Source organism: Streptomyces sp. NPDC001617 (assembly GCF_053596855.1).
The window spans coordinates 52,844-75,976 of the sequence record NZ_JBSFHA010000055.1 but is presented as its reverse complement, the minus strand read 5'-3'; the positions used below and the strand labels follow the sequence as shown (position 1 = coordinate 75,976).

Annotated in this window: 23 protein-coding genes and 3 pseudogenes; 15 read left to right on the top strand and 11 right to left on the bottom strand. The window is 71.1% G+C overall.

The annotated features are described in order from the left end of the window. The 6 genes and pseudogenes from ACWC09_RS33835 to ACWC09_RS33810 form a co-directional block, all read right to left on the bottom strand. Window positions 1-84 (bottom strand): annotated as a pseudogene (locus ACWC09_RS33835) (MBL fold metallo-hydrolase); the annotation flags it as partial. 38 nt (window positions 85-122) lie between these two features. Next, the gene (locus ACWC09_RS33830; RefSeq protein ID WP_450854746.1) at window positions 123-740 is read right to left on the bottom strand and encodes a DsbA family protein; all 618 of its coding nucleotides are present in this window, start codon (window positions 738-740) and stop codon (window positions 123-125) included. A 153-nt stretch (window positions 741-893) separates the two neighbouring features. Continuing rightward, a complete protein-coding gene (locus ACWC09_RS33825; protein WP_450854742.1) occupies window positions 894-1,388 on the bottom strand; it encodes a MarR family winged helix-turn-helix transcriptional regulator in 495 nt (164 codons plus the stop codon). Window positions 1,389-1,518: 130 nt separating this feature from the next. Further along, window positions 1,519-1,801, bottom strand: a pseudogene (locus ACWC09_RS33820) (family 43 glycosylhydrolase); the annotation flags it as partial. Between the two features lie 97 nt (window positions 1,802-1,898). After that, window positions 1,899-3,068 carry an MFS transporter gene (locus tag ACWC09_RS33815; RefSeq protein WP_450854741.1) on the bottom strand — a complete coding sequence of 390 codons (1,170 nt, stop codon included), beginning with the start codon at window positions 3,066-3,068 and terminating at the stop codon, window positions 1,899-1,901. Between the two features lie 88 nt (window positions 3,069-3,156). Beyond that, entirely contained in the window at window positions 3,157-3,333 is a 177-nt protein-coding gene (locus tag ACWC09_RS33810) for a hypothetical protein (RefSeq protein ID WP_450854740.1), read from the bottom strand. Window positions 3,334-3,353: 20 nt separating this feature from the next. Between ACWC09_RS33810 and ACWC09_RS33805 the strand changes: the two are divergent. After that, a pseudogene (locus ACWC09_RS33805) lies at window positions 3,354-3,847 on the top strand (SDR family NAD(P)-dependent oxidoreductase); the annotation flags it as partial. A 231-nt stretch (window positions 3,848-4,078) separates the two neighbouring features. Here the strand turns inward: ACWC09_RS33805 and ACWC09_RS33800 are convergent. From ACWC09_RS33800 to ACWC09_RS33780, 5 genes are all read right to left on the bottom strand, one after another. Continuing rightward, a complete protein-coding gene (locus ACWC09_RS33800) occupies window positions 4,079-5,287 on the bottom strand; it encodes an ABC transporter substrate-binding protein (RefSeq protein WP_450854739.1) in 1,209 nt (402 codons plus the stop codon). A 26-nt stretch (window positions 5,288-5,313) separates the two neighbouring features. Further along, window positions 5,314-7,845, bottom strand: a complete 2,532-nt coding sequence (locus ACWC09_RS33795; RefSeq protein WP_450854738.1) for a branched-chain amino acid ABC transporter ATP-binding protein/permease — start codon at window positions 7,843-7,845, stop codon at window positions 5,314-5,316. Window positions 7,846-7,857: 12 nt separating this feature from the next. After that, window positions 7,858-8,727 carry a branched-chain amino acid ABC transporter permease gene (locus tag ACWC09_RS33790; RefSeq protein ID WP_450854737.1) on the bottom strand — a complete coding sequence of 290 codons (870 nt, stop codon included), beginning with the start codon at window positions 8,725-8,727 and terminating at the stop codon, window positions 7,858-7,860. A 166-nt stretch (window positions 8,728-8,893) separates the two neighbouring features. Further along, a complete protein-coding gene (locus ACWC09_RS33785) occupies window positions 8,894-10,255 on the bottom strand; it encodes an FAD-dependent oxidoreductase (protein WP_450854736.1) in 1,362 nt (453 codons plus the stop codon). Between the two features lie 135 nt (window positions 10,256-10,390). After that, entirely contained in the window at window positions 10,391-11,461 is a 1,071-nt protein-coding gene (locus ACWC09_RS33780; RefSeq protein WP_450854735.1) for an NAD(P)-dependent alcohol dehydrogenase, read from the bottom strand. Window positions 11,462-11,522: 61 nt separating this feature from the next. Between ACWC09_RS33780 and ACWC09_RS33775 the strand changes: the two genes are divergently transcribed. The 14 genes from ACWC09_RS33775 (at window position 11,523) to ACWC09_RS33710 (ending at window position 23,116) form a co-directional block, all read left to right on the top strand. After that, on the top strand, window positions 11,523-12,317 hold the full coding sequence (locus ACWC09_RS33775) for an SDR family NAD(P)-dependent oxidoreductase (RefSeq protein ID WP_450854734.1): 795 nt from the start codon (window positions 11,523-11,525) through the stop codon (window positions 12,315-12,317). Window positions 12,318-12,435: 118 nt separating this feature from the next. Further along, window positions 12,436-13,569 carry an acyl-CoA dehydrogenase family protein gene (locus tag ACWC09_RS33770; RefSeq protein WP_450854733.1) on the top strand — a complete coding sequence of 378 codons (1,134 nt, stop codon included), beginning with the start codon at window positions 12,436-12,438 and terminating at the stop codon, window positions 13,567-13,569. Window positions 13,570-13,671: 102 nt separating this feature from the next. Continuing rightward, window positions 13,672-14,460 carry an enoyl-CoA hydratase/isomerase family protein gene (locus ACWC09_RS33765; protein WP_450854732.1) on the top strand — a complete coding sequence of 263 codons (789 nt, stop codon included), beginning with the start codon at window positions 13,672-13,674 and terminating at the stop codon, window positions 14,458-14,460. Further along, a complete protein-coding gene (locus tag ACWC09_RS33760; protein ID WP_450854731.1) occupies window positions 14,445-14,816 on the top strand; it encodes a Zn-ribbon domain-containing OB-fold protein in 372 nt (123 codons plus the stop codon). The genes ACWC09_RS33765 and ACWC09_RS33760 overlap by 16 nt, the downstream gene beginning before the upstream one ends. Next, entirely contained in the window at window positions 14,813-15,961 is a 1,149-nt protein-coding gene (locus ACWC09_RS33755; RefSeq protein ID WP_450854730.1) for a thiolase family protein, read from the top strand. The genes ACWC09_RS33760 and ACWC09_RS33755 overlap by 4 nt, the downstream gene beginning before the upstream one ends. Before the next feature lie 10 nt (window positions 15,962-15,971). Further along, window positions 15,972-17,183, top strand: a complete 1,212-nt coding sequence (locus ACWC09_RS33750) for an acyl-CoA dehydrogenase family protein (RefSeq protein ID WP_450854729.1) — start codon at window positions 15,972-15,974, stop codon at window positions 17,181-17,183. Further along, entirely contained in the window at window positions 17,180-18,169 is a 990-nt protein-coding gene (locus tag ACWC09_RS33745) for a phosphotransferase family protein (protein ID WP_450854728.1), read from the top strand. The genes ACWC09_RS33750 and ACWC09_RS33745 overlap by 4 nt, the downstream gene beginning before the upstream one ends. A gap of 12 nt (window positions 18,170-18,181) precedes the next feature. Further along, window positions 18,182-19,396 (top strand): acyl-CoA dehydrogenase family protein, encoded by a 1,215-nt coding sequence (locus ACWC09_RS33740; protein WP_450854727.1) that lies wholly within the window; start codon window positions 18,182-18,184, stop codon window positions 19,394-19,396. After that, window positions 19,393-20,169, top strand: coding sequence for an SDR family oxidoreductase (locus tag ACWC09_RS33735; RefSeq protein WP_450854726.1), 777 nt, complete (start codon window positions 19,393-19,395; stop codon window positions 20,167-20,169). Before ACWC09_RS33740 ends, ACWC09_RS33735 begins: the two co-directional genes overlap by 4 nt. Continuing rightward, complete coding sequence (locus ACWC09_RS33730) at window positions 20,166-20,936, top strand: SDR family NAD(P)-dependent oxidoreductase (RefSeq protein WP_450854725.1); 771 nt, start codon at window positions 20,166-20,168, stop codon at window positions 20,934-20,936. Before ACWC09_RS33735 ends, ACWC09_RS33730 begins: the two co-directional genes overlap by 4 nt. Next, window positions 20,933-21,439 (top strand): enoyl-CoA hydratase/isomerase family protein, encoded by a 507-nt coding sequence (locus ACWC09_RS33725; RefSeq protein WP_450854724.1) that lies wholly within the window; start codon window positions 20,933-20,935, stop codon window positions 21,437-21,439. The genes ACWC09_RS33730 and ACWC09_RS33725 overlap by 4 nt, the downstream gene beginning before the upstream one ends. Window positions 21,440-21,663: 224 nt before the next feature. Then, entirely contained in the window at window positions 21,664-22,290 is a 627-nt protein-coding gene (locus tag ACWC09_RS33720) for a TetR/AcrR family transcriptional regulator (protein ID WP_450854723.1), read from the top strand. Between the two features lie 98 nt (window positions 22,291-22,388). After that, complete coding sequence (locus ACWC09_RS33715; RefSeq protein ID WP_450854722.1) at window positions 22,389-22,739, top strand: nuclear transport factor 2 family protein; 351 nt, start codon at window positions 22,389-22,391, stop codon at window positions 22,737-22,739. Next, window positions 22,736-23,116 (top strand): nuclear transport factor 2 family protein, encoded by a 381-nt coding sequence (locus tag ACWC09_RS33710; protein WP_450854721.1) that lies wholly within the window; start codon window positions 22,736-22,738, stop codon window positions 23,114-23,116. The genes ACWC09_RS33715 and ACWC09_RS33710 overlap by 4 nt, the downstream gene beginning before the upstream one ends. The last annotated feature ends 17 nt before the right edge of the window (window positions 23,117-23,133 follow it).

The window sequence follows — 23,133 nt, the reverse complement described above, 5'->3', positions numbered from 1 at the left end:
CTCGCCGGTGACGAGGGTGGCGGTCTTGTTCTTGCTGCCGGCCGGGAAGTCCAGGTCGAGGACCTTGAAGGTCAGGGTGCTCATGGATGACTCCTGTGCGAGTGGGTTGGGGATGGAGACGTTCAGGGCATGGGAAGGGCTGCGAGCCGCCGGCCGATCTCGTCGGCGGTGGCATGGCCATGGGCCACGGGGGTGACGGAGTCTCCGTCGACGGCGAGCAGGGTGGGGAAGCCGGTGACGCCCAGCTCAGCCGCACGGTGGAAGTCGTCCGCCGCCGTATACGGCGCCTCCGGTCCTTCGAAAGCGGCGACCACGGCGTCGGCGTCGAGTCCGGCCTCCTCGGCGACCTTCCGGTACGTGGCCGCCTCCGACAGGCTGCGTCCGCCGACGTAGAAGGCGTGCTGGAGGGCCGCGGCGAGCTCCGCCGCACGGTCGGGGGCGTCCTGGCGCAGGGCCGCGACGCCACGGGCGGCGGCCTCGGAGTCCATCACGAACGAGCCGTCGGCGATCAGCTTCTCGTACGCCTCGCCGAACTCGGCTCCGGTCAGCTCGGCGATCTTGGCGTTCGCGCCCTGGACGTAGCCGAACTGGCGGATCGGCACCCGGCGCGACCCGATGAACAGGCCGCCGGACACGACCTCGACCGGCAGCTCGGGATGGCGGGAGACGACCTCGCTCAGGGTTCCGGAGAACCCGTGCGACCAGCCGCAGTAGGCGTCGAAGACATAGACGAGCTTCATCGAGGACCTCGGCAGAGGAGTGGTGCCCGCGGGTTGCGAGCGGTTCATCTGACAGAACAGTGACTGACGTGTCAGATATTTCCTGATGCCTGTGAGCTGGGACACAAGGGCGCGGCTGACGTCATTGCATCGGCGTCGCCGCCGGTCCGCAGGTCAGGGCAGGCGGGGCAGCAGATCCCGGGCCGAGTGGCTGAGGATGCGGAGATCCTCCGCGAACCGCTTCCGGTCGGCCGCGGGCAGCGGGTCCACGAGGTACCGCTTGATGTTCTCCAGGTGGACCCGGGACGCGCGTACGACCGTCTCCTCGCCCTGCGCGGTCAGCCGCACCAGCTTCCCGCGCCGGTCGTCCGGATCCTCCGCGCGCTCCACCAGCCCGGCCGCCTCCATGCGGTCCACCAGCCGGGTGGCGCCGCCCGTGGTCAGGACCTGCTCCTGGGCGACGGCCCGCATGGAGAGCCCCGGCTCGCCCGCCCGGCCGAGGATCAGCAGCACCTCGAACATCAAGTGGCTGACGCCGCACTCCACTTCGAGCGCCCGGCCGAGGATGTACTCCAGCCGGTTGGCCGCCCCTTGCAGCCGGCCGAACGCCACGATGAGCTCATGGTCGGCGGCCTCCTTCGCCGTCGTGATCTCCGCCTGCTCGCCCACGGTCGCGCCGCCCCTCTGGTCGTCCCGGTAGCAGCGTACCGATCATGCCCCGGAGAACCGGTGAGACGGTGGACTTGAGCTGCTACGCCCCCGGGTGCAGCCCGAGCCGGGCGGGTGTCGGGTCGCCCTCCAGGTCGCCGTGGCCGGTGTTCTGGATCGGGTGGTCGGTGCTGCGGTGGGACAGCACCGGGTTGGCCGGGTGCGGTGTGGCCCGGCAGCGTGCGGGCTCGGGCGATGGGCAGGGCGTGGCCGCGTTCGGTGCCGCCCTCCGACAGCAGCAGGTACCACCACTCACCGACCCGGTACAGGTGCGGGCCCTCGGGGTACGGCAGTCCGGTGCCCGACCACAACCGCATCGGCTCGCCCAGCAGTTCGCCGGACTTCGGGTCGATGCGCACCGCGCGGATGCCGTCGGCGCCCGTGAATATCGAAGCGCTTCGATTGTCGGGTCAACAGCGGATGGCGGTCGAGGTCTCACCGGGCCGATCGGCCGAGGTGCTCACCGGGCGATCAAGGGGTGAGCCGGTGGGTCATGGCCCCGACGAGTGCGGCCGAAGCCGCCAGGATCGCCACGCTCGTGAGAGCGACGGGCAGGGAGAACCAGTCCGCCATGAAGCCGATGGCGGGCGGGCCCAGGAGCATGCCGCCGTAGCCGAGGGTGGACGCGATCGCTACTCCGTCGGGGCCGGCCAGGGTGCCCGCGCGTTCGACGGCGACCGGGAAGAGGTTGGCGAGTCCGAGGCCGGTGATCACGAAGCCGAGCAGCGCGGCCCACAGGGTGGGCGCGAGCGCGCCGAGCAGCATGCCGGCTGCGGCGGTCGCGCCGCCGTAGACCAAGGTGCGGGTTCTGCCCAGGCGTTCGAGCAGCTTCGTGCCGGACAGGCGGCCGATCGTCATGGCGAGGGCGAAGCAGGAGTAGCCGATCGCCGCGGCGCCGGGGGCCGCGCCGAGGTCCTGCTCCAGGTGCAGGGCGCTCCAGTCGGCCAGGGCGCCCTCGCCGTAGGCGGTGCACAGGGCGATCAGACCGAAGGTGACGACGAGGCCGCGGGTGCCGGTGTTCAACCGACGGGTCGGGGAGTCCTGTTGCTGGGGATCCTGGGGCGGTGTCGGGGGCTGGATGCGCAACAGGGTCCGGCCGACCACCGCGGTGACGAGCAGGCCGATGACGGTGAGGCCCAGCAGGTGTTGCGTCGGGGAGAGCGCCCCGGCGACCAGCGCGCCCAGCCCGGCGCCGGTCATGCCGCCGAGGCTGAACGCGGCGTGGAAGCTCGGCATGATGGGGCGCCGCAGGGTCCGTACCAGGTCGACCGCGGCGCTGTTGAAGGCGACGTTGATGCCGCCGTAGGCGCTGCCGAAGAGCAGCAGCACGGCACCCAGGGTGAGCGCCGAGTGGGTGAGCGGGGGCAGTGCGACGCTGAGGGAGAGCAGGGCGCCGCAGATCACGGTGACGGGGTGGCTGCCGTAGCGGCGGCAGAGTCGGCCGGTGAGCATCATCGTGACGACGGCGCCGGCGGAGACGCCGAGGAGGGCGAGGCCGAGGGCGCTGGCCGAGGCGCCGGTCTGGTGCTTGATGGCGGGGATGCGGACGACCCAGCCGGCGAAGATGAAGCCGTCGAGGGCGAAGAAGAGGGTCAGGGCGATTCGGAGCCGGGTGAGGTCGGTGGTGGTGTTGCCCGGCACGTCATTGTGCGTTCGGGATTTGTTTATTTGCGGCACAAAATCAGGCTAGGCGTGCGGGAGGGGCAGGGCAAGGCTGTTCACAGAAGCCTCAGTCGCCGGCGATGTTCCTGCCCGGCATCTGTTCCGCGAGTGCTGTCCGCCAGTCCGGCGCGTCGAAGGCGTCCGCGAAGTACTGGGTCTCGTGCACCATGTGCCCGTGGGCGAATTCCATGATGCTGACCGAGTGGGTGGGCACCCCGTCGAACGTGATGACGCACTCGCTCACCCACAGCCCCCCACCGCCGCCGGAGATCAACCCTGGTCGACAACGCCGGCCCTTCATCGCCAAGCCGTTCACCGACTACTCGTAGGAGGACCACGAGGCGGTCGTCGGCGTCGATCTGACCGGGTTCTTCCGCCTCACCCAGCTCGCCGTCGAGCAGATGCTGCGCCAGGGCGGCGGCCATATCGTCCAGATCACCACCAGCCTGGTCGACCACGCCGACTCCGGTTCCCCCTCCGTGCTCACCTCCCTGACCAAGGGCGGCCTCCAGTCCGCCGCCAAGTCCCTCGCCATCGAGTACGCGGCCCACGGCATCCGGAGCAACGCGGTGGCCCTGGGCATCGTCAACATCACCATGCCCCCGGTCCCGGACGACGGAACTCTCGCCCGGCGCCACCCGCTCGACCGGATGGGCGAGATCGGCGACGTCGGCGACGCGGTCGTCCACCTCGAGAACGCCTCCTTCGTCACCGGCGAGACGCTTCACGTCGACGGCGGCCAGAACGCCGGCCACTGACTGCCACGTCCGACCGGCGGCAGGGAAACGCTCATCAAGGACGGCGCGCTCCCGGATGTCGTGTTTGCGCCGGCCGTGGCCGGACCTCCGGACGGCCTCGCGCCACGACGCACTGGCGGTACTCGCACCAACTGGCCCTGTGTTTCCCTCCAGTTGGTGCGGGCACGTCAGCGGGAGCGCGGTGCCCGGCCGGACCGCCGCCCGGCCGGACCGCCACAGCGGCGAGGACGTTCAGTCGCGGGAAGGCGGCGTGTAGAAGTCGCCGACGGACGTCCAGACGCCGTTCTTCACGACCACGCGCTGCACACTGCGCGTGCCGATATGGGTGCTCCCGCTGAAGTTCATGACCGGTGACACCCCCGGGTCCACCTTGGACGCCTTCTGGTACGCCGCGGTGATGGACTGGGACGTCACGGACCCCTTGATGGTCTTCGTGATCTGGGCGAACACCTTCGCGTTGCTCCAACCCCACAGGGCGAGGAATCCGGCGGTCTGACCGGGCTCGTACTTGGCCATCGCGGTCCGGAACTCCTTCACCGCGGGGTCGTCGTCGGAGGGCGCCTTCACCAGTTGTACGGCCTTGAGGCCCTCGGCGGCGTCCTTGGCCAGGGCGACCGTCGACTCGGCGGCGACGGGCGCGTAGGCGTAGGTGGGCAGCGACAGCCCCTGGAGTTTGGCCTCCTTGAGGAAGGCGGCCGCCTCGGGGGAGGTGAGGATCAGGACCACCGCCTGGGTCTTCGCGGCCTTCACCTTGCTGATCACGGGTGTGTAGTCGGTGGTCTGGTACTTGACCGGCAGCCGGTCGACCTCGACCGAGGGGTCCACCTTCTTCGCGACCGGCTCCACCTGCTTGGCCACGTTCACGAACGCGGCCGGGTCACTGTGCACGACGAGGATCTTCTTCGCGCCGTCCTGCACCGCCCAGGCGGCGACCGCCGCGGCCTGGTCCTCGTACAGGGTCTGGGTGCCGAACAGGCCGGGGCGCGGCGGCTTGTACCAGGACTCGGTGCCGCCCACCTCGTTCAGGACCGGCACCTTCGACTGGTTGAGGACGAACGGGAAGGCCGCCTCCGCCTGCGAGGTGCCGTTCGCGTTGACGATGGCCACGACCTTGTCCTGGCCCACCAGTTCACGGGCGATCTGCACGGTCTGCTGCGGGTCGGCCGCGTTGTCCTTGACCGTCCACTTGATCTTGCGGCCGTTGATGCCGCCCTGGGCGTTGAGCATCTTGAAGTACGCGTCGGCGCCCACCTTCTCGGCCACGCCGTAGGTGGCGGTGGCGCCGGTGAGCGGCAGCCACGCACCGATGTGGATCTCGGAGGAGCTGCCACTGGCTGCCGCGGAGTCCTGACCGGCGCACGCGTTGGCGGTGAGCGCCACCGCGGCCATGACGGCCGTCGTTCCCGCGACGCGGCGGAATTTTCTGATCGTACGGAACACGGTCCACCTCGTTCGTAACGGGATTGTCAATTCACTGGAGAGGTCCGGGCGTCGGCCGCCACGGCCGTGGCGGCCGCGTCCTGGCCGCCGCTGAAGTACGCCGATTCCGCCAGCGCCGCGAACTCCGGGTCGCCCGGCCGCCCTTGGGCCGCGACCGCGCCCTCGTGCAGCACGGCCACCTCGTGGCACACGGACATGGCCCGGCTGAGCAGCTGTTCGAGCAGTACGACGGTCAGGCCGTCGTGGGCCAGCCCGGTCAGCCGGTCGTACACCTCGTCGACCAGGGCGGGGGCCAGCCCGAGCGCCGGTTCGTCGACGATCAGGACGTCCGGCGCGACGATCAGGGCCCGGGCGATGGCGAGCATCTGCTGCTCGCCGCCGGACAGCCCGCCGGCGGAGGCGGACATCCGGTCGCGCAGCCGGGCCGGCAGCCACTGGACGGTCTCCTCCAGCCGTTCGCGCAGCGGTGCACCGGTGATGCCCGCCGCGTACGCCGCGACTTCGAGGTTCTCGCGCAGGGACAGCGTCTTGAACAGGGCCCGTCCCTCGGGCGCCAGGCTGGTGCGGACGGACCCGCCCAACTCCCTTTCCCCACGGGCGGGTTCCAGCGAGCCGTGCAGGATGCCGGCCAGTGTGCTCTTGCCCGCTCCGTTGGCGCCGGCGATGCCCAGCACGACGCCCTGGCGGACGTCCAGGTCGATGTCGCGCAGGGCGACCACACCGCCGTAGGCGTGGCCGATCCCGCGCAGTCGGAGCATGCTCCGCTCGCCCACCCGCTCGGGCGGCCGGGTCCTGCCGTCCACCGTTCCCAGATACGACGACCGCACCTTCGGGTCCTGCAGAACGGTGTCCGGGGTGCCCTCGCCGATCGTGCGGCCGAAGTCGAAGGCGAGCACCCGGTGGGCGACGGAGAAGAGGTCGTCGAGGACGTGGTCGATGACCACCACGGCGGTGCCGTCGGCGTGCAGCCGCCTGATGTGCCGTGCCAGCAGTGCCCGTTCACCCGCGTCGAGGCCGCCGAACGGCTCGTCCAGGATCAGCAGCTTCGGTTCCTCGGCCATCGCACGCGCCAGGTCGAGTCGCTTCTGCAGGCCGAACGGCAGCTCCCCGGGGCGGCGGTCGGCCACCTCCGCGAGACCGACGGAGTGCAGCAGCCGGGCGACCTCAGCCCGATCGCGGGCGGTGATACGGCGCCGGGTGCACAACACGTTCTCGGCGACGGTGAGTTCGGAGAAGGCCTCCGCGTGCTGGAAGGTACGCCCGATGCCCAGCCGCCGCCGCGCGGTCGCCCTGGCCCGGAAGAGAGGCTGTCCCGCGAAGTCGGCGGTCCCGCTCACGCGGCCATGGCCCGTCAGACCCGACAGGGCATTCAACAGGGTGGTCTTTCCCGCCCCATTGGGCCCGATGACCGCCAGGATCTCGTTCTGCCGCACGGACAGCGAGGCGTCCTCCAGAGCCTTGAGTCCGCCGTACGCGACCGACACGTGCTCCAGGTGCAGCAGGACGGGGCCGTCGCCCGAGGGCCCGAGCGGCGCGAGGTGCGTCAACTCATCGGCGGGCAGTGGTACTTCGGTTTCGGCGTTCGGCCGTCGCTGCCCCCGTCGTAGGAGGCTTCGCGCCGGCTTGGCGAGGAAAGGTACGACGCCGCCCGGCAGGAACAGGAGCACCGCGATCAACACGAGGCCCTGCACGACCGGTTGGGGCATCCCGACGGCCGACGACAGGGAAGGGTTCCAGGTCAGGTAGATGCCCCCGGCCACGGCGCCGACGATGGTGCCGACCCCGCCCAGCACGCACGCCGCGATCAGCGAGATACCGAAGGTCAGCGAGAACGGATCCGGGCTGACGAACCCGGTGAGCAGACCGAGCAGCACCCCCGCGAAGCAGGTGCACGCCGCGCTCACCGCGAACGACAGCGACGACTGCGCCTCCGGCGCGATGCCGATCGTACGGGCGGCCAATGGGTGCGACTTGGCGGCCACCAGCCGCATCCGCAGCCCGGAGGCGGCGGCCGGCACGGCCAGCGCGAGCACGACGGCCGCGGCTCCGACCGCGAGGTACTGCGTCTCGGTGCCGCCGCCCGCGAGGGTGCCGAAGCCGAGGGCGCTGCGCAGCTGGACCACCGGTACGCCCTGGTCGCCGCCGGTCACGCTGCTCCAGCGGTTGATCAGTTCCAGGGTGACGGTCGTGAAGGCGAGGGTGAGCAGCGCGATGTACAGCACCGAGAACCTCGCACCCGCGTACCCCAGGAAGGCGCCCAGGAGGGCACCGGTGGCGACGGCTGCGAGGACCACCGCCTCCAGCGGCCAGTCGTGGCCGCTGCCGTACGCCGCGAAGTACGCGCCGATGGCGAAGAACGCGGGGTGCCCCACCGACCAGATGCCGGACCAGCCGGCCAGCAGGCCGACCGACAGCACGACGATCGTGTACACGGCCGCGAGCCCCACCGAGTACATCTGGTAGGCGGGGATCGCGCCCGAGGCCATGAACGCCATGAGCACCGCACCGGCGGCCGGGCCCAGGGCGGCCCGCGCCAGGAGGGAACGGTTGAAGACCATGGATGCGACCCCTCAGACCCGTTGGAAGGTGCGGGTGCCGAACATGCCCTGGGGGCGGATCAGCAGCACCAGCACGGTGAACGAGAAAACGAACGTGTCCCGGAAGCTGGCGGACACGTAGTTCGCCGCCATGTTGTCCAGCACGCCGATGGTCAGCCCGCCCAGGACGGCGCCGTACATGCTGGTCAGGCCGCCCAGGAAGATTCCGGCGAAGGCCCGGAAGAGGGGCGCGACCAGCGCGGTGGGCACCAGCCCCGACCTCGGGGCGTACAGACAGGCGGCGAGTGCGGCGAGACCCAGTCCGAGCGCCCAGGAGATCCTGGCGAGCCGTTGCGAACTCAGCCCGACCACACGGGCGGTGTCCGCCGACTCGGCGGCGGCGCGCATGGCCGAGCCGAGCGTGGTGCGGGCGAACAGATAGCCCACCAGCGCCATCGCCACGGCGGCCACCGCGATCGTCACCAGGCTCTGGACCGGCAGGGCGGCGCCCGACCAGCGCACCGTCCCGTCGACCAGGCTGGGAAAGTCCTTGGGCTGGTTGCCCCAGATCGATCCGGCCGTGCTCTCCGCGACCAGGGACACGCCCATCGTCACGACGAGCGCGGAGAACAACTGACCCTGTCCCAGCGGCCGGATCACCGTCTCGCGCACCAGCAGGCCCGCCGCCACCGTGATCGCGACGGCGGCGAGGACACCGAGCACCGTGGCCACACCGCGGTCGTGGAGCGAGAGCGCCACGTACAGACCCAGGGTCGCGAGCGAGGCCATCGCGAAGTTCACGACGTCGGTGGCCCGGTAGATGATGACCAGCCCGAGACCCAGGAGGCCGTACACGGCTCCACTGGCCACACCGCTGACCAGGACAAGCAGGAACTGACTCACAGTCCCTCCCTCGGGGAAGAGCGTGTTCGCGCCACACATGCAGGAAGCATGATCACCTCACGAACCGCTGAGCTAAAGTGAACTCAATTCAGTAAGCTAGGCACTCCGGCGCCGCGTGGGCAAGCCTCGTGCACGGGATTTGTGGAGAGCGGGAGCCGACCGGGGTTCAGCGACCGACGGCCGACGGTGTCTCGGTCAGCGCGGTCCGTGCCGCCGCCAGGCCGAAGACCAGGGCGGGGGCAAGGCCGCCCGCGTAGGCACGCCGGTACAGTCCGCCCGCGTCCGCGCCGGCCGCGAGCAGGCCCGGCACCGGTGCCCGTCCGTCCGCCGAGTCCGCGGACAGCACGTGCGCCCCGGCGTCGATCAGCAGGCCGCCGAAGGTGAACGTGATCGCCGGGGCCGCCTCGACGACGTAGAACGGCGGTTCGTCGAGCGGGCGTCGGTCGAGGAGGCGGCCGGGCGTGGTGCCGCCGTTCGCGCCCACGGTGGCGTTGAACTCCATGATCCGGTCGCGGATCGTGGCGCCGGGATAGCCCCACTCGTCGGGCATCGACGCGAAGTCCTCCAGACTGTCCGCCACCGCGCTGCGGGCCCCGGCGCGATGGCACAACTGGAACTTGTCCACGCCGGGGATGCCCTCCACGTACGAGGCGCTGATCCACTCGCGGTGCACCCGCGCGTCGGCGACCAACAGGCCGCGGGCCTCCGGTCGTTCGAGCAGCGCCATCGTCGTCAGATGGTCCCCGACCGTCTCGTCGACGAGGCGCTCGCCGCTCGTGTCGAAGAGCAGGGCGTGCTCGCTGTAGTAGAGCGCCAGCTCGACGAAGCGCGCGGGGTCGGCCAGTGAGACGCCCGCCGGCATGAGATGCCCGTAGAACCCCGCGTCCTTCCTGCCGAACGCGGCGCCCGCGGCACGCCCGAGCGTGAGCCCGTCGCCGCGGCTGTGCGGGTTGGCCCGCAGCCCGATGTCCGCGGCCTGGGGATGGACATGCTCGGTGCGCAGACCCCGATCGCCCTGGAAACCGCCGGTCGCGAGCAGGGTCCAGGTGGCCTCGATCCGGCGCACGGAACCGTCCGGCAGGACGCAGTCCGCCCCTCTGACCACGCCGTTCTCCGTCACCAGGGAGCGGGTCCGGGTGGCGGTCAGCACAGGCCGGCCCCGATCGCGGATCAGTCGCTCGCACGCGTCCAGGTAGTGGTTGGTGTCGACCCGGTGCCCACGGCCGAAGCCCAGCACGGGCACCGGCGGTCGGCACTCCACGCCGAGGGACTCGATCCAGGCCACGCCGTCGGCGAACCCGTCCACCAGGGCGGTGGCCAGCTCCGGGTCGCCGTCCGGATTGACCCGTCGCATCTCTTCGACCGACGGAGTCGTCCATACGAAACCGGCGAACCGGGCGGACCCGCCGGTGCGTTCCGCCTTCTCCACCAGGACCACCGAGCCGCCCTCGGCGGCCACCCGGGCGGCGGCCGAGAGGCCGGCCATACCGCCGCCTATCACCAGCAGATCCACTGTCTCCGCATCCATAGCGGGTCCCACCGCCTTCGCGTAGCCGAGTGGGACAAGACGCTAATTGAACTCACTTCTGGAGTCGAGAGGGTGGCGGGTGCAGGGTGTGAGGCACGGGTTTCGGCCGGATCGGTCGGATGGGTCGGGGCGGGATCAGTCGGGGATCAGAACCGCGCGTCCCCGCACCTCGCCGGAGCGCAGCCTCGTGATCGCCTCTGCCGCGCTCGACAGCGCGAACCGCTCCACGTCCACCCGCAAGGAGCCCTTTGCCGCCAGGGTGATGACGGCCTCCAACTCGGGCAAGGTCCCCCAGAACGGCAACGAGATCCGCGTTCCCGGGGGGAAGGTGCCGGGCTTGCGGACCAGGAGCTGTCCTCCGCCGCTGCCGACCACGGCCAGTTCCCCACCCGCCCGCAGCACGTCCACCGCCAACTCCAGACTGGAAGGGCTGCCGACGAAGTCGAGCACGGCCACCGCTCCCACTCCGCCCGTACGGCCCCGCAGGACGGCCGCGGTATCGGGGCGCAGGAGGGTTCCGAAGTGCGCGCCGCACCTGTCGGCCAGGGCGAGTGCCTCCTCCCGTACGTCCACGGCCAGCACCTGTGCGGTCGTCGTGGCGCGCAGGATCTGGACGGCCAGGTGTCCGAGGCCGCCCACGCCCAGGACGATCACGCTCGCGTCGGCTTCGTCGAGGGTGCGCCGGACCGTGGCCACCGCGTGATAGGCGGTGAGTCCGGCGTCCGGCAGGGGCGCGGCCTCTTCGGCAGGCAGATCGCCCGCCGGGACCAGCAGCCGTCCGGACGGCACGCGCAGCAGATCCGCCATCCCGCCGTCGCGCCCGAGCCCCGCCCCGGTGCCGACGCGGTCGGCGTCCAGTGCCGCGCGCCGGTCGCAGTAGTTCTCCGCGCCGGCCGCGCAGCGTGTGCACCTTCCGCAGCCCCAGGGGCCGTAGACGACCACGCGCTCACCGACCGCGGGGCCCGTGGCCAGCGGGCCGCGCTGTACGACTCGGCCCGCCACCTCGTGCCCGAGGGTGAACGGAATGCGGTACGGGAGGTCGCCCGGGCGGGCGTCGATGACGTGGAGGTCGGAGCGGCAGAGGCCCGCCGCCTCCACCTGGATCAGGACCTCTTCGGCCATGGGGGTGGGGTGTGCCACCTCGGTGAGGATCGGTGGGCCGCCCCAGCGGGTCAGCCGCAACGCTCTCGTCCTGCCTGTTGACATACCGGGGACAGTAACAAAAATGAAGTCAGTTCAGTAGATGCCTGTGGGGTGGTGAGCTTGCATGGACGGTGAGCACACGGGGCGCTTCGCCGGGCGGGTCGCGCTCGTCACCGGTGCGGGATCAGGGATCGGCGCGGCCGTGGCTCGGCGGCTCGCCGGGCAGGGGGCCGAGGTGTTCGCCATCGATGTGGACGGCCCCGCAGTGGAGGCCGTGGCGAAGGAGGTGGCGGGAGCGCACTCCCTGACCGTCGACGTGGCCGAGGCCGTGCAGGTCGATCGGGCCTTCGACGAGGTCGTACGGCAGCACGGGCGGCTGGACGTCGTGGTGCACGCGGCCGGGGTCGACGATCCCACGGCCAAGGAGTGGATCGCCGAGGCGCTGGTCGCGGAGCGACCGCCGGTGGTCACGGGGCGGCTCGGCGGCGATGCCTGGCGGCGGGTCATGCGGGTCAACCTGGACGGCACCTTTCATGTGCTGCGGGCTGCGTTGCGGGTGATGGCGCCTCAACGGTCCGGGGCCGTCGTCACTGTCGGCTCCTCTTCGGCCTTCGACGCCCAGGCCGGTTATCCGCACTACGCCGCTTCGAAGGCGGGGGCGCATGCGCTGAGTCAGTCGGTGGCCAAGGAGGCGATCGCGTTCGGGGTCCGGGTCAACACGGTGGCGCCGGGGCCCACCGAGACCGGCATGGCGGCGCGGACACCTGCGGCGCTTCGGCGGGGGTTCGCTGATCCGCGGGTTCGTCCCTATGCGACCCCGGAGGAGATCGCCGATGTCGCTCTGTTTCTGGCGAGCGAGGAGGCGGCGAATCTCGTGGGGGCCGTGGTGCTGGCGAATGGTGGGCGGTTCACGGTGTGAGGGTCCGACCCGGAGTGGTCGGCAGCGGGTTGTTCGTGGCTGGTCGCGCCCACGCGGCGGAGCCGCACGATGTCACAGCCCCGCGCCCCTTGGGTGGGTTCGGGCGAGGGAGGTTTGGATGTTGCGGCTTGATGGCGATCCCGCGCTGTTGCTGGAGTCCGACGAGCGGCGCCAACTGCGAGCTGTTCTACGGGACTTGCTCGCCGAGACCTGTGGGCCCGAGGAAGTCCGCAAGCAGTCCGAGAGCGCACGCGGATACGACCGGGTGCTCTGGAACCGGCTCGCCGGCGAGATCGGAGTGCACGGGCTCGCCCTGCCCGAGGAGTACGGCGGAGGCGGCTACACCTTCGCCGAACTCGCCGTTGCCCTGGAGGAGATGGGGCGGGCGCTGTGTCCCGCGCCGCTGCTGTCGTCCGTCGTGCTGGCCGGACAGGCCCTGCTGGGCAGCGGCGAACGGCAGGCCTGCGAGCGCTGGTTGCCCGGTATCGCCTCCGGCGCGCTCACCGCCACCGTCGCCGGATTCCTGCACCCGGCGGATGTGACGGCGGAGCGTGGTCCCGGCGGCTGGGTGCTGCGCGGTGAGGCCGACTTCGTGCTCGACGGAGAGGGGGCCGATCTCGTGCTGGTCGCGGCCCGTGCGCCGGACGGGGAGCGGGTGTTCGCCTGTGAGATGGACGCCGGGACCTGCGAACGTACGGCCCGTCCTGTCCTCGATCCCACCCGCCGCCAGGCAGTCCTCCGCTTCGGCGGAGCACCGGCCCGGCCGGTCGGCGAGCCGGGGCAGGTCCCGGAGATCGTCGCCGCCGTACTCGACGCAGGACGGGTGGCGACGGCCGCAGAGCATGTCGGCGGGAGTGGGCACGCGCTGGACGCCGTACTGGAATATGTTCTGCACCGAACACAGTTCGGGCGTGCCATCGGATCGTTCCAGGCGATCAAGCACCGGCTGGCCGATCTGCTGGTCGAGGTCGAGGGGGCCCGCTCGGCGTCGGCGTACGCGAGCGGCTGCCTCGCCACCAAGGCCCCGGAGCTTCCGATCGCCGCGAGCGCCGCGGCGGTCGCGGCCACTGGTGCGTTGCGCCTCGCCACCACGGAATACGTCCAGCTCCACGGCGGAATCGGCTTCACCTGGGAGCATCCCGCCCATCTCTATCTGCGCCGGGCGCGAGGCGACGAGGCGCTGTTCGGCACGGGCGACGACCACCGCCTGCGCCTGGCCGGCTTGCTCGGTCTCACCGGCCGTACCGGCTGATCGGGCGCCGATCACGCAGAGCGGCGCCGTTCCCTTTCCATTGACAGGGGCATCCACACGCCCGCAGAATCGAACTCAATTCAGTTCAGTTTGGAGGAGCTCATGGCAGTCGAAGACGAGATCCAGTTCGAGCGCGACGGTCAGGTGGCGCGGGTCTGGCTGAACCGCCCGCACAAGAAGAACTGCGTGACCGTGCCGATCCTCAACCGGCTGGACGAGATCATCACCGAGGTCGACGCGGACCCCGAGCTGCGCGTGCTGGTCCTGCGCGGGCGCGGCAACACCTTCTGCTCCGGGTTCGACCTGGACAGCCTCAAGGCCGACTTCGTCGGCAGGTCCAACGCCATCGACGTCGCCGTGCTGTCGGCGAAGGTCTGTGACCGGCTGTACTCGATGAAGACGCCGTCGATCGCCGTCCTCGAAGGTCATGTCACCGCGGGTGGCTTCGAGTTGATGATCTCCTGCGACTTCGCGATCGCCGCGGACGACGCCCTGATCGGCGACTTCCACATCCGGCGCGCCCTGTTCGGCGGGGCGGGGCCGATCTACCGGGTGCCGCGCATGATCGGTGTCCGCAAGACCAAGGAACTGATGCTCACCGGCAAGCTGCTCACCGGGGTCGAGGCCGCCGAGTTCGGTCTCATCAACTCCTCGGCGCCCGCGGACAAACTCGACGCCACGGTCGAGGAGTTCGCCGACCAGCTCATCGACAAGAGCCCGTTCACCATGTGGATCACCAAGATGACCATCGACCGCAGCCTCGACGCCGACATCCAGTCGCTGATGGTCATGGAGCACCTCGCGGTCGGTGTGATGCTCAACTCCGAGGACGCGGCGGAGGGCGTGGCGGCGTTCCTGGAGAAGCGGGAGCCGCAGTGGAAGGGCCGCTGAGCGCGGTGCGGGAGACCGGGGGTCGGCTGCGTGGCTCCCGGTGTGCCGACTGCGCGGTGGCCACCTACCCCGCCGACTCGGTGTGCCCGCGCTGTGGGGGACCGGCCGAGGCGATCGCGCTCTCCGGCACGGGCACGCTGTGGACCTGGACCGTGCAGCGGTACGCGCCCAAGTCGCCGCCGTACGTTCCGCCCGCCGCCGGATTCACGCCGTTCACCGTCGGATACGTCGAACTACCGGAAGGCGTACGGGTGTTGGCCGTCCTCGACATCCGGCCCGAGGAGGCGGAGACCGGCATGACGCTCACGATCACGGCGGGGGACGGTGTGCCGAGGGCCGTGGGAGCCGCCGTATGAGCGGACAGGACGTGCTCGTCTGCGGCGCCGGGATCACCTCCTTCGCCCGTACCGAGGTGAGCGGCCGGCAGCTGGCCGTGCAGGCCGTCCGGGCCGCCCTCGCCGACGCCGGACTGCCGTGGTCGCGGGTGCGGGCCGCGTACGGCGGCAGCGACGCCGCCGGAAACGCCGACACCCTGGTCGCCGAACTCGGCCTGACGGGCGTGCCGTTCACCAACGTGCGCAACGGCTGCGCGACCGGCGGCAGCGCGCTGGTGTCGGCCGTGGGCGCGATCCGTTCGGGGGCGGCGGACGTCGCCCTCGCCGTCGGCTTCGACAAGCACCCGCGCGGCGCCTTCGACCCGCGGCCCGCCGACTGGGGGCTCGACGAGGCCTACGGCCGCGACGGGCTGATGGTGACCACGCAGTTCTTCGCCATGAAGATCCAGCGGTACATGCACGACCACGGCATCAGCGCCCGCACCCTCGCGCTGGTCGCCGAGAAGGCGTACGCCAACGGAGTGCTCACCCCGCACGCCTGGCGCCGCAAGCCGCTCGACGCGGACGAGATCCTGGCGTCCGGAATGGTCAACGACCCCCTGACCAGGTACATGTTCTGCTCACCCGGCCAGGGCGCGGTCGCTCTGATCCTGTGCAGTGGGGCGGTGGCCCGAGAACTCGGCGGAACACCGGTCACGCTGCGGGCGGCGGTCGTACGGACCCGCCGGTTCGGCTCCTTCGAGGTGTTCAGCCCGTGGGCACCGCCCGGGACACCGACCAGCGTGAGCGCGGACGCTGCCGAACTCGCCTTCGAGGAAGCCGGGTTGGGGCCGCGCGACATCGACGTGTGCCAGCTGCAGGACACCGAGAGCGGCGCCGAGGTCATGCACCTGGCCGAATGCGGATTCTGCGAGCACGGCGAGCAGGAGTCGCTCATCCCGTTCGGGGCGACCGGGATCGGCGGCTCGCTGCCGGTCAACACCGACGGCGGGTGCATCGCCAACGGCGAGCCCATCGGCGCCTCCGGACTGCGTCAAGTCCACGAGATCGTGCAGCAGTTGCGCGGCCGCGCCGGCGAACGGCAGGTGCCGGGGGAGCCGTCGACCGGCTTCACCCATGTCTACGGCGCACCGGGCGTCAGCGCCTGCACCGTGCTGACCCGCTGAAAGGAGGATCATGGACGGCATACCCGGCCCGGACGAGTTCCGTGCCGAGGCCCGCAACTGGCTGACCGGCGTGGCGAAAGGCCGCGCCGCACACCAGGAATGGGGCCGCGGCGACGACTCGGTGGCCGTCTTCGAGAACTGGACCGAGGCCGAGGAGCGGGCGCACACGGACCGCATACGGGCCTGGGAGCGCACCCGGTACGACCAGGGCTGGGGCGCGTTCGGCTGGCCGCCCGAGTACGGAGGGCATCAACTGCCGTCGTACTACGAGCAGTTGTACCGCGCCGAGGAAGCCGCCTTCGACGTGCCGCGACGCACGGAGATCTTCCCGGTCACCCAGCAGCTCGTCGCCCCCGCCGTCCGCGTCTGGGGCACGGAGGAGCAGAAGCGCCGCTGGCTGCGCCCCATGCTCCGCACCGACGAACTCGCCTGCCAGCTCTTCTCGGAGACGGAGGCGGGCTCGGATCTCGCCGCCGTCCGTACCCGGGCCGTCCGGGAAGGCGACGGCTGGGTCCTGCGCGGCCACAAGATCTGGACGTCCGGTGCCCGGGTCGCCACCTGGGGTGTGGCCGTCTGCCGGACCGATCCCGATGTACCCAGACACGCGGGCATCACGGTCTTCCTGGTCCGGATGGACGCGCCGGGCGTGACCGTACGGCCGAGCCGGCAGATGACCGGCGGCGCCAGCTTCAACGAGGTCTATCTGGACGACGTGTTCGTCCCGGACACCGACCGGCTCGGCCCTGCCGGCGAGGGCTGGCGGGTCACCCTCACCGTGCTCGCCGCCGAACGCCTCGACTCCGGCGGCCTCGGCCTGGACAACGCCGACCGCGCCCTCGACCTCGCCCGGCACCTGCCCCGTCCGCTCACCGGCGGAGAACAGCAGCAGGCGGCCGACCTGTTCGTGCGCGCCCTGGTCCAGCGGCTCATCGCGCTGCGCGTGACGTCGGCCCTGGCGGCCGGCCGCGAACCGGGCGCCGAGGCCTCGGTCGGCAAGCTCCACGCCACCGCGACCATGCGCGCCACCACCGACCTCGTCCAGCAGCTCCTCGGCCCGCGCCTGGCCGCCGACACGGGGGAGTGGGGCACCTTCGCCTGGACCGAGCACCTGCTCGGCGCCCCCGGCTACCGCATCGCCGGCGGCAGCGACGAGATCCAGCGCAACATCCTGGCCGAGCGCGTGCTCCGGCTGCCCAAGGAGCCGAAGGGAGCGGGGAGTTGAGTACGACAACCGAGGTGACCGAACTCGGGCGACGGGTCCGCGATCGGCTCGCCCAGCGTCACCCGGGCGAGCGTGTCAGCGACCTGCGCACCCTGCCCGGCGGCCACTCGGGCCTCACCTACGCGCTCACGGCGGGACCGGTCTCGTACGTCGTGAAAGCGGTGCCCCCGGGACAGCGGGCAGTCGGCCGCAACGACGTGTTGCGTCAGGCCCGCGTCCTGCGCACGCTCGCCGGATCACCGGTGCCCGTGCCGGCTGTCGTCGCCGTCGACGAGAGCGAACCGGCCTGGTTCGCCATGGAGTTCGCGGACGGCGAGGCGATCGAACCGGTCCTCGACGAGCACCGGCTCGATGCAGGGTTGTGCCGGGTCCGCATGCTGGCTCTGGCCGACGTACTGCGGGATCTGCACCGCACGACGGGCGCGGACGGCGCCGAACCGTTGGGCCCGGCAGGGGAGTTGGACCGATGGAGCCGCACCATGCGGGCGGTGCCGCCGGAACTTCGCCCCGGGGCCGAGGACGTGCTCGACGCGCTGGCCTCGCGCATCCCCCACGGCATTCCCCCCACCCTCATCCACGGCGACTTCCGCCTCGGCAACGTCCTGTGTCAGGGCGAACGGCCGACCGCCGTCGTCGACTGGGAGATCTGGGCGTACGGCGATCCGCGCATCGACCTGGGCTGGTTCCTCCTCTTCGCCGACCACCGCAACTTCCCCCGGCTGGGCCGCGCCGTCCCCGGCCTGCCCACCGAGGAAGAGCTGCTCACCGCCTACCTCGACGGACGTCCCGAGCCCCCCGCCTTCGACTGGTTCCGTGCCCTGGCCCGCACCAAGATGGCCGCGATCATGGGCCACAACCTGCGTCGGCACCGCGAGGGCAAGCACCACGACCCCGACCAGGAGCGGCTGCCGCCGACCATCGCGGCGATGATCCGCACGGCCGGCGACATCCTCGCCCGACGGACTCAGCGGACCCGACGGTCCTGAAGGAGCCACACCATGGATTTCGGACTCTCGCCGAGGGCCGATGAACTCCGCTCGCGCATGGCCGCGTTCATGGCGGAGTACGTCCTGCCCGCCGAACCCGTCTACGACCGGCAGCTCACCGAAGCCGAGGATGCCCATGAACTGCCGCCGGTGATGCGCGAGTTGAAGGAGAAGGCGCGTGCCGAAGGCCTCTGGAACCTCTTCCTCGCGCACGGCGACTGGGGCGCCGGCCTGACCAACCTCGAATACGCGCCCCTCGCCGAGCTGGCCGGACGGTCGGTGATCGGACCGGAGGTTTTCAATTGCTCCGCCCCCGACACCGGCAACATGGAGCTGCTCGCCCTCTTCGGCACACCCGAGCAGCAGGACCGCTGGCTACGGCCGCTGCTGGCCGCCGAGATCAGGTCCTGTTTCGCCATGACCGAGCCCGAGGTGGCCAGTTCCGACGCCCGCAACATCCGCACCCGGATCACCCGCGACGGCGACGCGTACGTCGTCAACGGCCACAAGTGGTACACCTCCGGGATCCTCGACCCCGACTGCCGTCTGATCATCCTGATGGGGGTCACCGACCCGGACGCGCCGACCTACCGACAGCAGAGCATGCTGCTGATCCCGCGCGACACTCCCGGCATCACCGTGCTGCGCGATCTGCCGATGTTCGGCTACACCGACCGCTGCGGCCACGGCGACGTGCTCTTCGAGGACGTACGGGTACCAGTGTCGGGGCTGTTGGGCGGCGAGGGGGATGGATTCGCCCTGGCGCAAGGACGGTTGGGGCCCGGCCGTATGCACTACGCCATGCGCGCGGTCGGATTCGCCGAACGGGCACTGGAGTTGATGTGTCGCCGCACCCTGACCCGCACCGCCTTCGGAGGCACGCTCTCCGAACGGGGCGTCGTACGCGAGTGGATCGCCCGCAGCCGGATCGAGATCGAGCAACTGCGGCTGCTGGTCCTCAAGTCGGCCTGGCTGATGGACACCTCGGGCAACGCGGCCGCCCGTACCGAAGTCGCCGCGATCAAGGTGGCGGCGCTGGAGGTCGCGCACCGGGTGGTCGACCGGGCCGTCCAGGCGCACGGCGCTGCGGGCGTCAGTGACGACACCGTACTGGCACGGCTGTACGCGATCACCCGGGCGCTGCGGATCGCGGACGGGCCGGACGAGGTGCATCTGCGGACGGTGGCGCGGCGTGAACTCGCCAAGTATCCGGAGGAGTCGGCGTGAACGGACAGGAACTGGGCGGCCGGGTCGCGGTCGTCACCGGCGGCTCCCGGGGCATCGGTCTCGGTATCGCCAAGGCGTACCGCGAGGCCGGCGCCCATGTGGTCATCGCCTCCCGGAAGCCGGACGGACTGGCCGCGGCGCGCGAGGAACTGCTGCGGGTCAAGGGCGACGGCGAGGTCCACGAGGTGGTCGCCAACGTCGGGGAGCCCGAGGACGCCGAGCGCTGCGCCGAGCAGACCATGTCCCGCCTCGGCAGCCTGGACATCCTGGTCAACAACGCGGCCACCAACCCCTACATGGGCGATCTCCTCGACCTCGACCTGCCGCGCGCGGAGAAGACCGTACGGGTCAACCAGTACGGCATGGTCGCCTGGACCCGGTGCGCCTGGCGGGCGTGGATGCGGGAGCACGGGGGAGCGGTCGTCAACATCGCCTCCGTCGGCGGACTGGTCGTCGACCCCCACATCGGCTGGTACAACGCCACCAAGGCGGCCATGCTGCACATGACCCGGCAACTCGCCTACGAACTCGGACCGCGGGCACGGGTGAACGCCATCGCGCCCGGGCTGATCAAGACCGAGTTGGCCCGGGCCGTCTGGGAGCCGAGGGAGCCGATCCTCACCGCGAGGCTGCCGCTGCGCCGACTCGGGACCGTGGAGGACGTGGCGCACGCGGCCGTCTTCCTGGCGTCGGAGGCCTCGTCCTGGATGACGGGGCAGACGCTGGTCCTGGACGGCGGGGCGACCGTGCTGCCGATCGGGGTGGAGGGGTGACTCCCGTCGAGGAGCTGTTTTCGCTGGTGGGGCGGACCGCCGTAGTCACCGGGGCGTCGTCCGGACTCGGGGCCCGGTTCGCCACCGTGCTTGCCTCCGCCGGCGCCTCGGTTTTCGCCGCCGCCCGGCGCCTGGAGAAGCTGAAGGAACTCGCCGACGAGGATCCGCGCATCCATCCTGTCGTCTGCGACGTCTCGCGGGAGGTGGACCGTGTGCGGTTGATGGAGACGGCGCTCGACGAGAGCGGCCGGATCGACGTCCTCGTCAACAACGCCGGTGCGCCCGGTGCCGTACGCGCCGAGGACGAGAGCGCCGAGGACTTCGCCGGCGTACTGGAGGTGAACCTCGTGGCGCCCTTCCACCTCGCACGGCTTCTTGCCGAGGCCCAGGTGTCCGACCCCGGTCGTATGCGATCGGTCGTGAACGTCTCGTCCGTCCTCGGCCTGGTCTCCGGCGCACCCCTGGGCGGTGCGGCCTACGCCGCCTCCAAGGCCGGGCTCGTCGGGCTGACCCGGGAACTGGCGGGCCAGTGGGGCAGGTCGGGGGTGCGGGTCAACGCGCTCGCCCCCGGCTGGTTCCGCTCGGAGATGACCGACGGGCTGTTCTCCGACGAGCGCGCCCGACGATGGGTCGAGCGCGGCACGATGCTGGGGCGCGGCGGCGAGCACGGAGAACTGGACGGGGCGCTGCTCTATCTGGCCTCGGACGCGTCCTCGTACTGCACCGGGCATGTACTCACCGTCGACGGCGGGTGGACGGCACGATGAGGGTCACGGTCCACATCGACGGCGACGGTCTGGCGCGGGTCGAGATGTGCCGCGGGGCGGGCAACGCGATCGACCTGGCGATGGCCCGGGCGCTGCTGGACGCCGTCCGGGAGTGCGAGAAAGCGCGGGCCCGGGCGGTCCTGCTCACCGGACGAGGGCGGTCCTTCTGCGTCGGCGGTGACCTCAAGAAGTTCGCCGCGCTGCCGGGCGAGCGCCTGGCAGGACATCTCACGGAGGTCACCGACGCGCTCCACGGGGCGCTGAGGATCCTCACCGGGCTGGACGCTCCGCTGGTCGTCGCGAGGTCCGAGTCCGCGCCGCCGGAACCTGCGCGACCCGAACCTGTGCGACCTGGCTCCGCGCGGGCGGACGGCGCATCACGGGTCTGTCGGTTCCGTGTCGGAGGGCGCGGTGCCGGTGGCCGCGAGGTTCGAGTCCGCGCCGCCGGAACCTGCGCGACCCGAACCTGTGCGACCCGGCTCCCCCGGGTGGACGGCACGTGACGGGTCTGTCGGTTCCGTGTCGGAGGGCGCGGCGCCGGTGGTCGAGGGATCCGGGGCCGCGTCGTTTGAGCCGTCGTGACCCGAGCTCGCGAGGCTCGGCCCGGCGGAGTCGGCCCCGCGTGATGAATCCGCCCGATCTTCGATTCGTAGCCGACTTGAACTTGGGTCTACTCTCGGACGACCGGACGGTGATCGGTACCGGCCGTGGAGGAGAGGGAGAGACGATGGCGAGGGCGCGGATCGTGGATCCGGAGGAGGGGCCCAGGTCGAAGCGTGGCGCGATCCTCGTGGCCGCCGTGGAGCGGTTCGGGGAGGACGGCTACGAGAACACCAAGTGGTCGGAGGTGGCCGACCGGGTCGGCATCGGGCAGACCGCCCTGTACCACTACTTCGAGTCCAAGGCCCACTGCCTGCTCACCATCATGCGCCTGGAACTCCAGCGCTCCCACGACCAGTTCGTCGAGGCCACGAAGGACGAGACGGAGCCGGTGGAGGAACTTCGCGCCGCGGTCCGATCCGCCTTCGCGGTCACCGAGCAGGAGATCCGCCAGATGCGCATCCTGCAGGCCAACATGTCCCTGCTCGCCACCCCGCGGAAGTCCAAGCGTGAGGAGACCGAGCGCGTCGCGGCCCGCCAACTGGTGCAGATGGTCGAGCGGGACTGGACGAGCCTGCTGATGCGCGGCATGGCGAAGGGCGCCTTCCCGGTCCGGGACGCGCACACCCTCGGCCTCGCCGTCCTCGGCATGATCGTCAGTGTGTGGCGCTGGTACCGCCCGACCGGGGCGATCCCCCTGACGGAGATCAGCGAGATGATCGAGGGGTGCGTGGTGCGGATGGCCGCGGAATAGCCTCCGGCCCGCCCCTTGTCGGGGGCGGGGCGGTCGTCTTACAGTCAAACTGAACTGAACTCAGCTTGTTTCTGTTTCTCAGGGGAGAGCGATCAGCAATGGTGCTTCGCGCATACATGGCCCGGATGGACGGCCAGGACCCGGAGAAGGCCCTGGACCTGGTGGAGCCCGGTTTTCGTTTCCTCATCGCCCTGCCCGGCGGCCAGCGGAGCGGCACGTCGCGTGAGGAGTTCGCCGCGTACATAGCGGCGCGCCAGGCCGTGGACCGTACCCATGAGATCAAGCGGTACGCGGTCGACGGTGATGTCGAGACGGCGTACGGCTTCGTCGTCGAGCAGGGTGTGACCACGGGGGCGTTCCTCTCCGCCGTACAGGTCTCACCCGCCGGCCTGATGGCCCGCTACCAGTCCTTCTTCACGCCCGACTTCGACCTCGTGGACCGGCCGTGAGCGCGCCGTCCACGTCCGCCGCGCCGTTCCTGACCACCTGGTTCGGGATACTCGACAGCGACGACGCCGACCGGATCCTCGACCTGATCAGCGACGACTTCTCCTTCTCCATCGTGTTCTCCACCGGGGGCGACACCGGCACCGACTTCCACGGCGGCCGGGCCGCGATGGAGGGCTATCTCGCCCAGCGCGAGGTGGGCGTGCGCACCCACCATCTGCTGACCGCGTCCACCGTCGGCCGGGACGAACTGTACCTCGGCGAGGTGCGCAGGTCGGGCGTACCGGAGGCGACCTTCGTGGCCTCGGCCCGGCTGGACGACGAGGGCCGGGTACGGCGTCTGATGATCGGGCGCTCGCCCGCGGTCCTGTTCACCTGACCGGCGGTCCTGTTCCC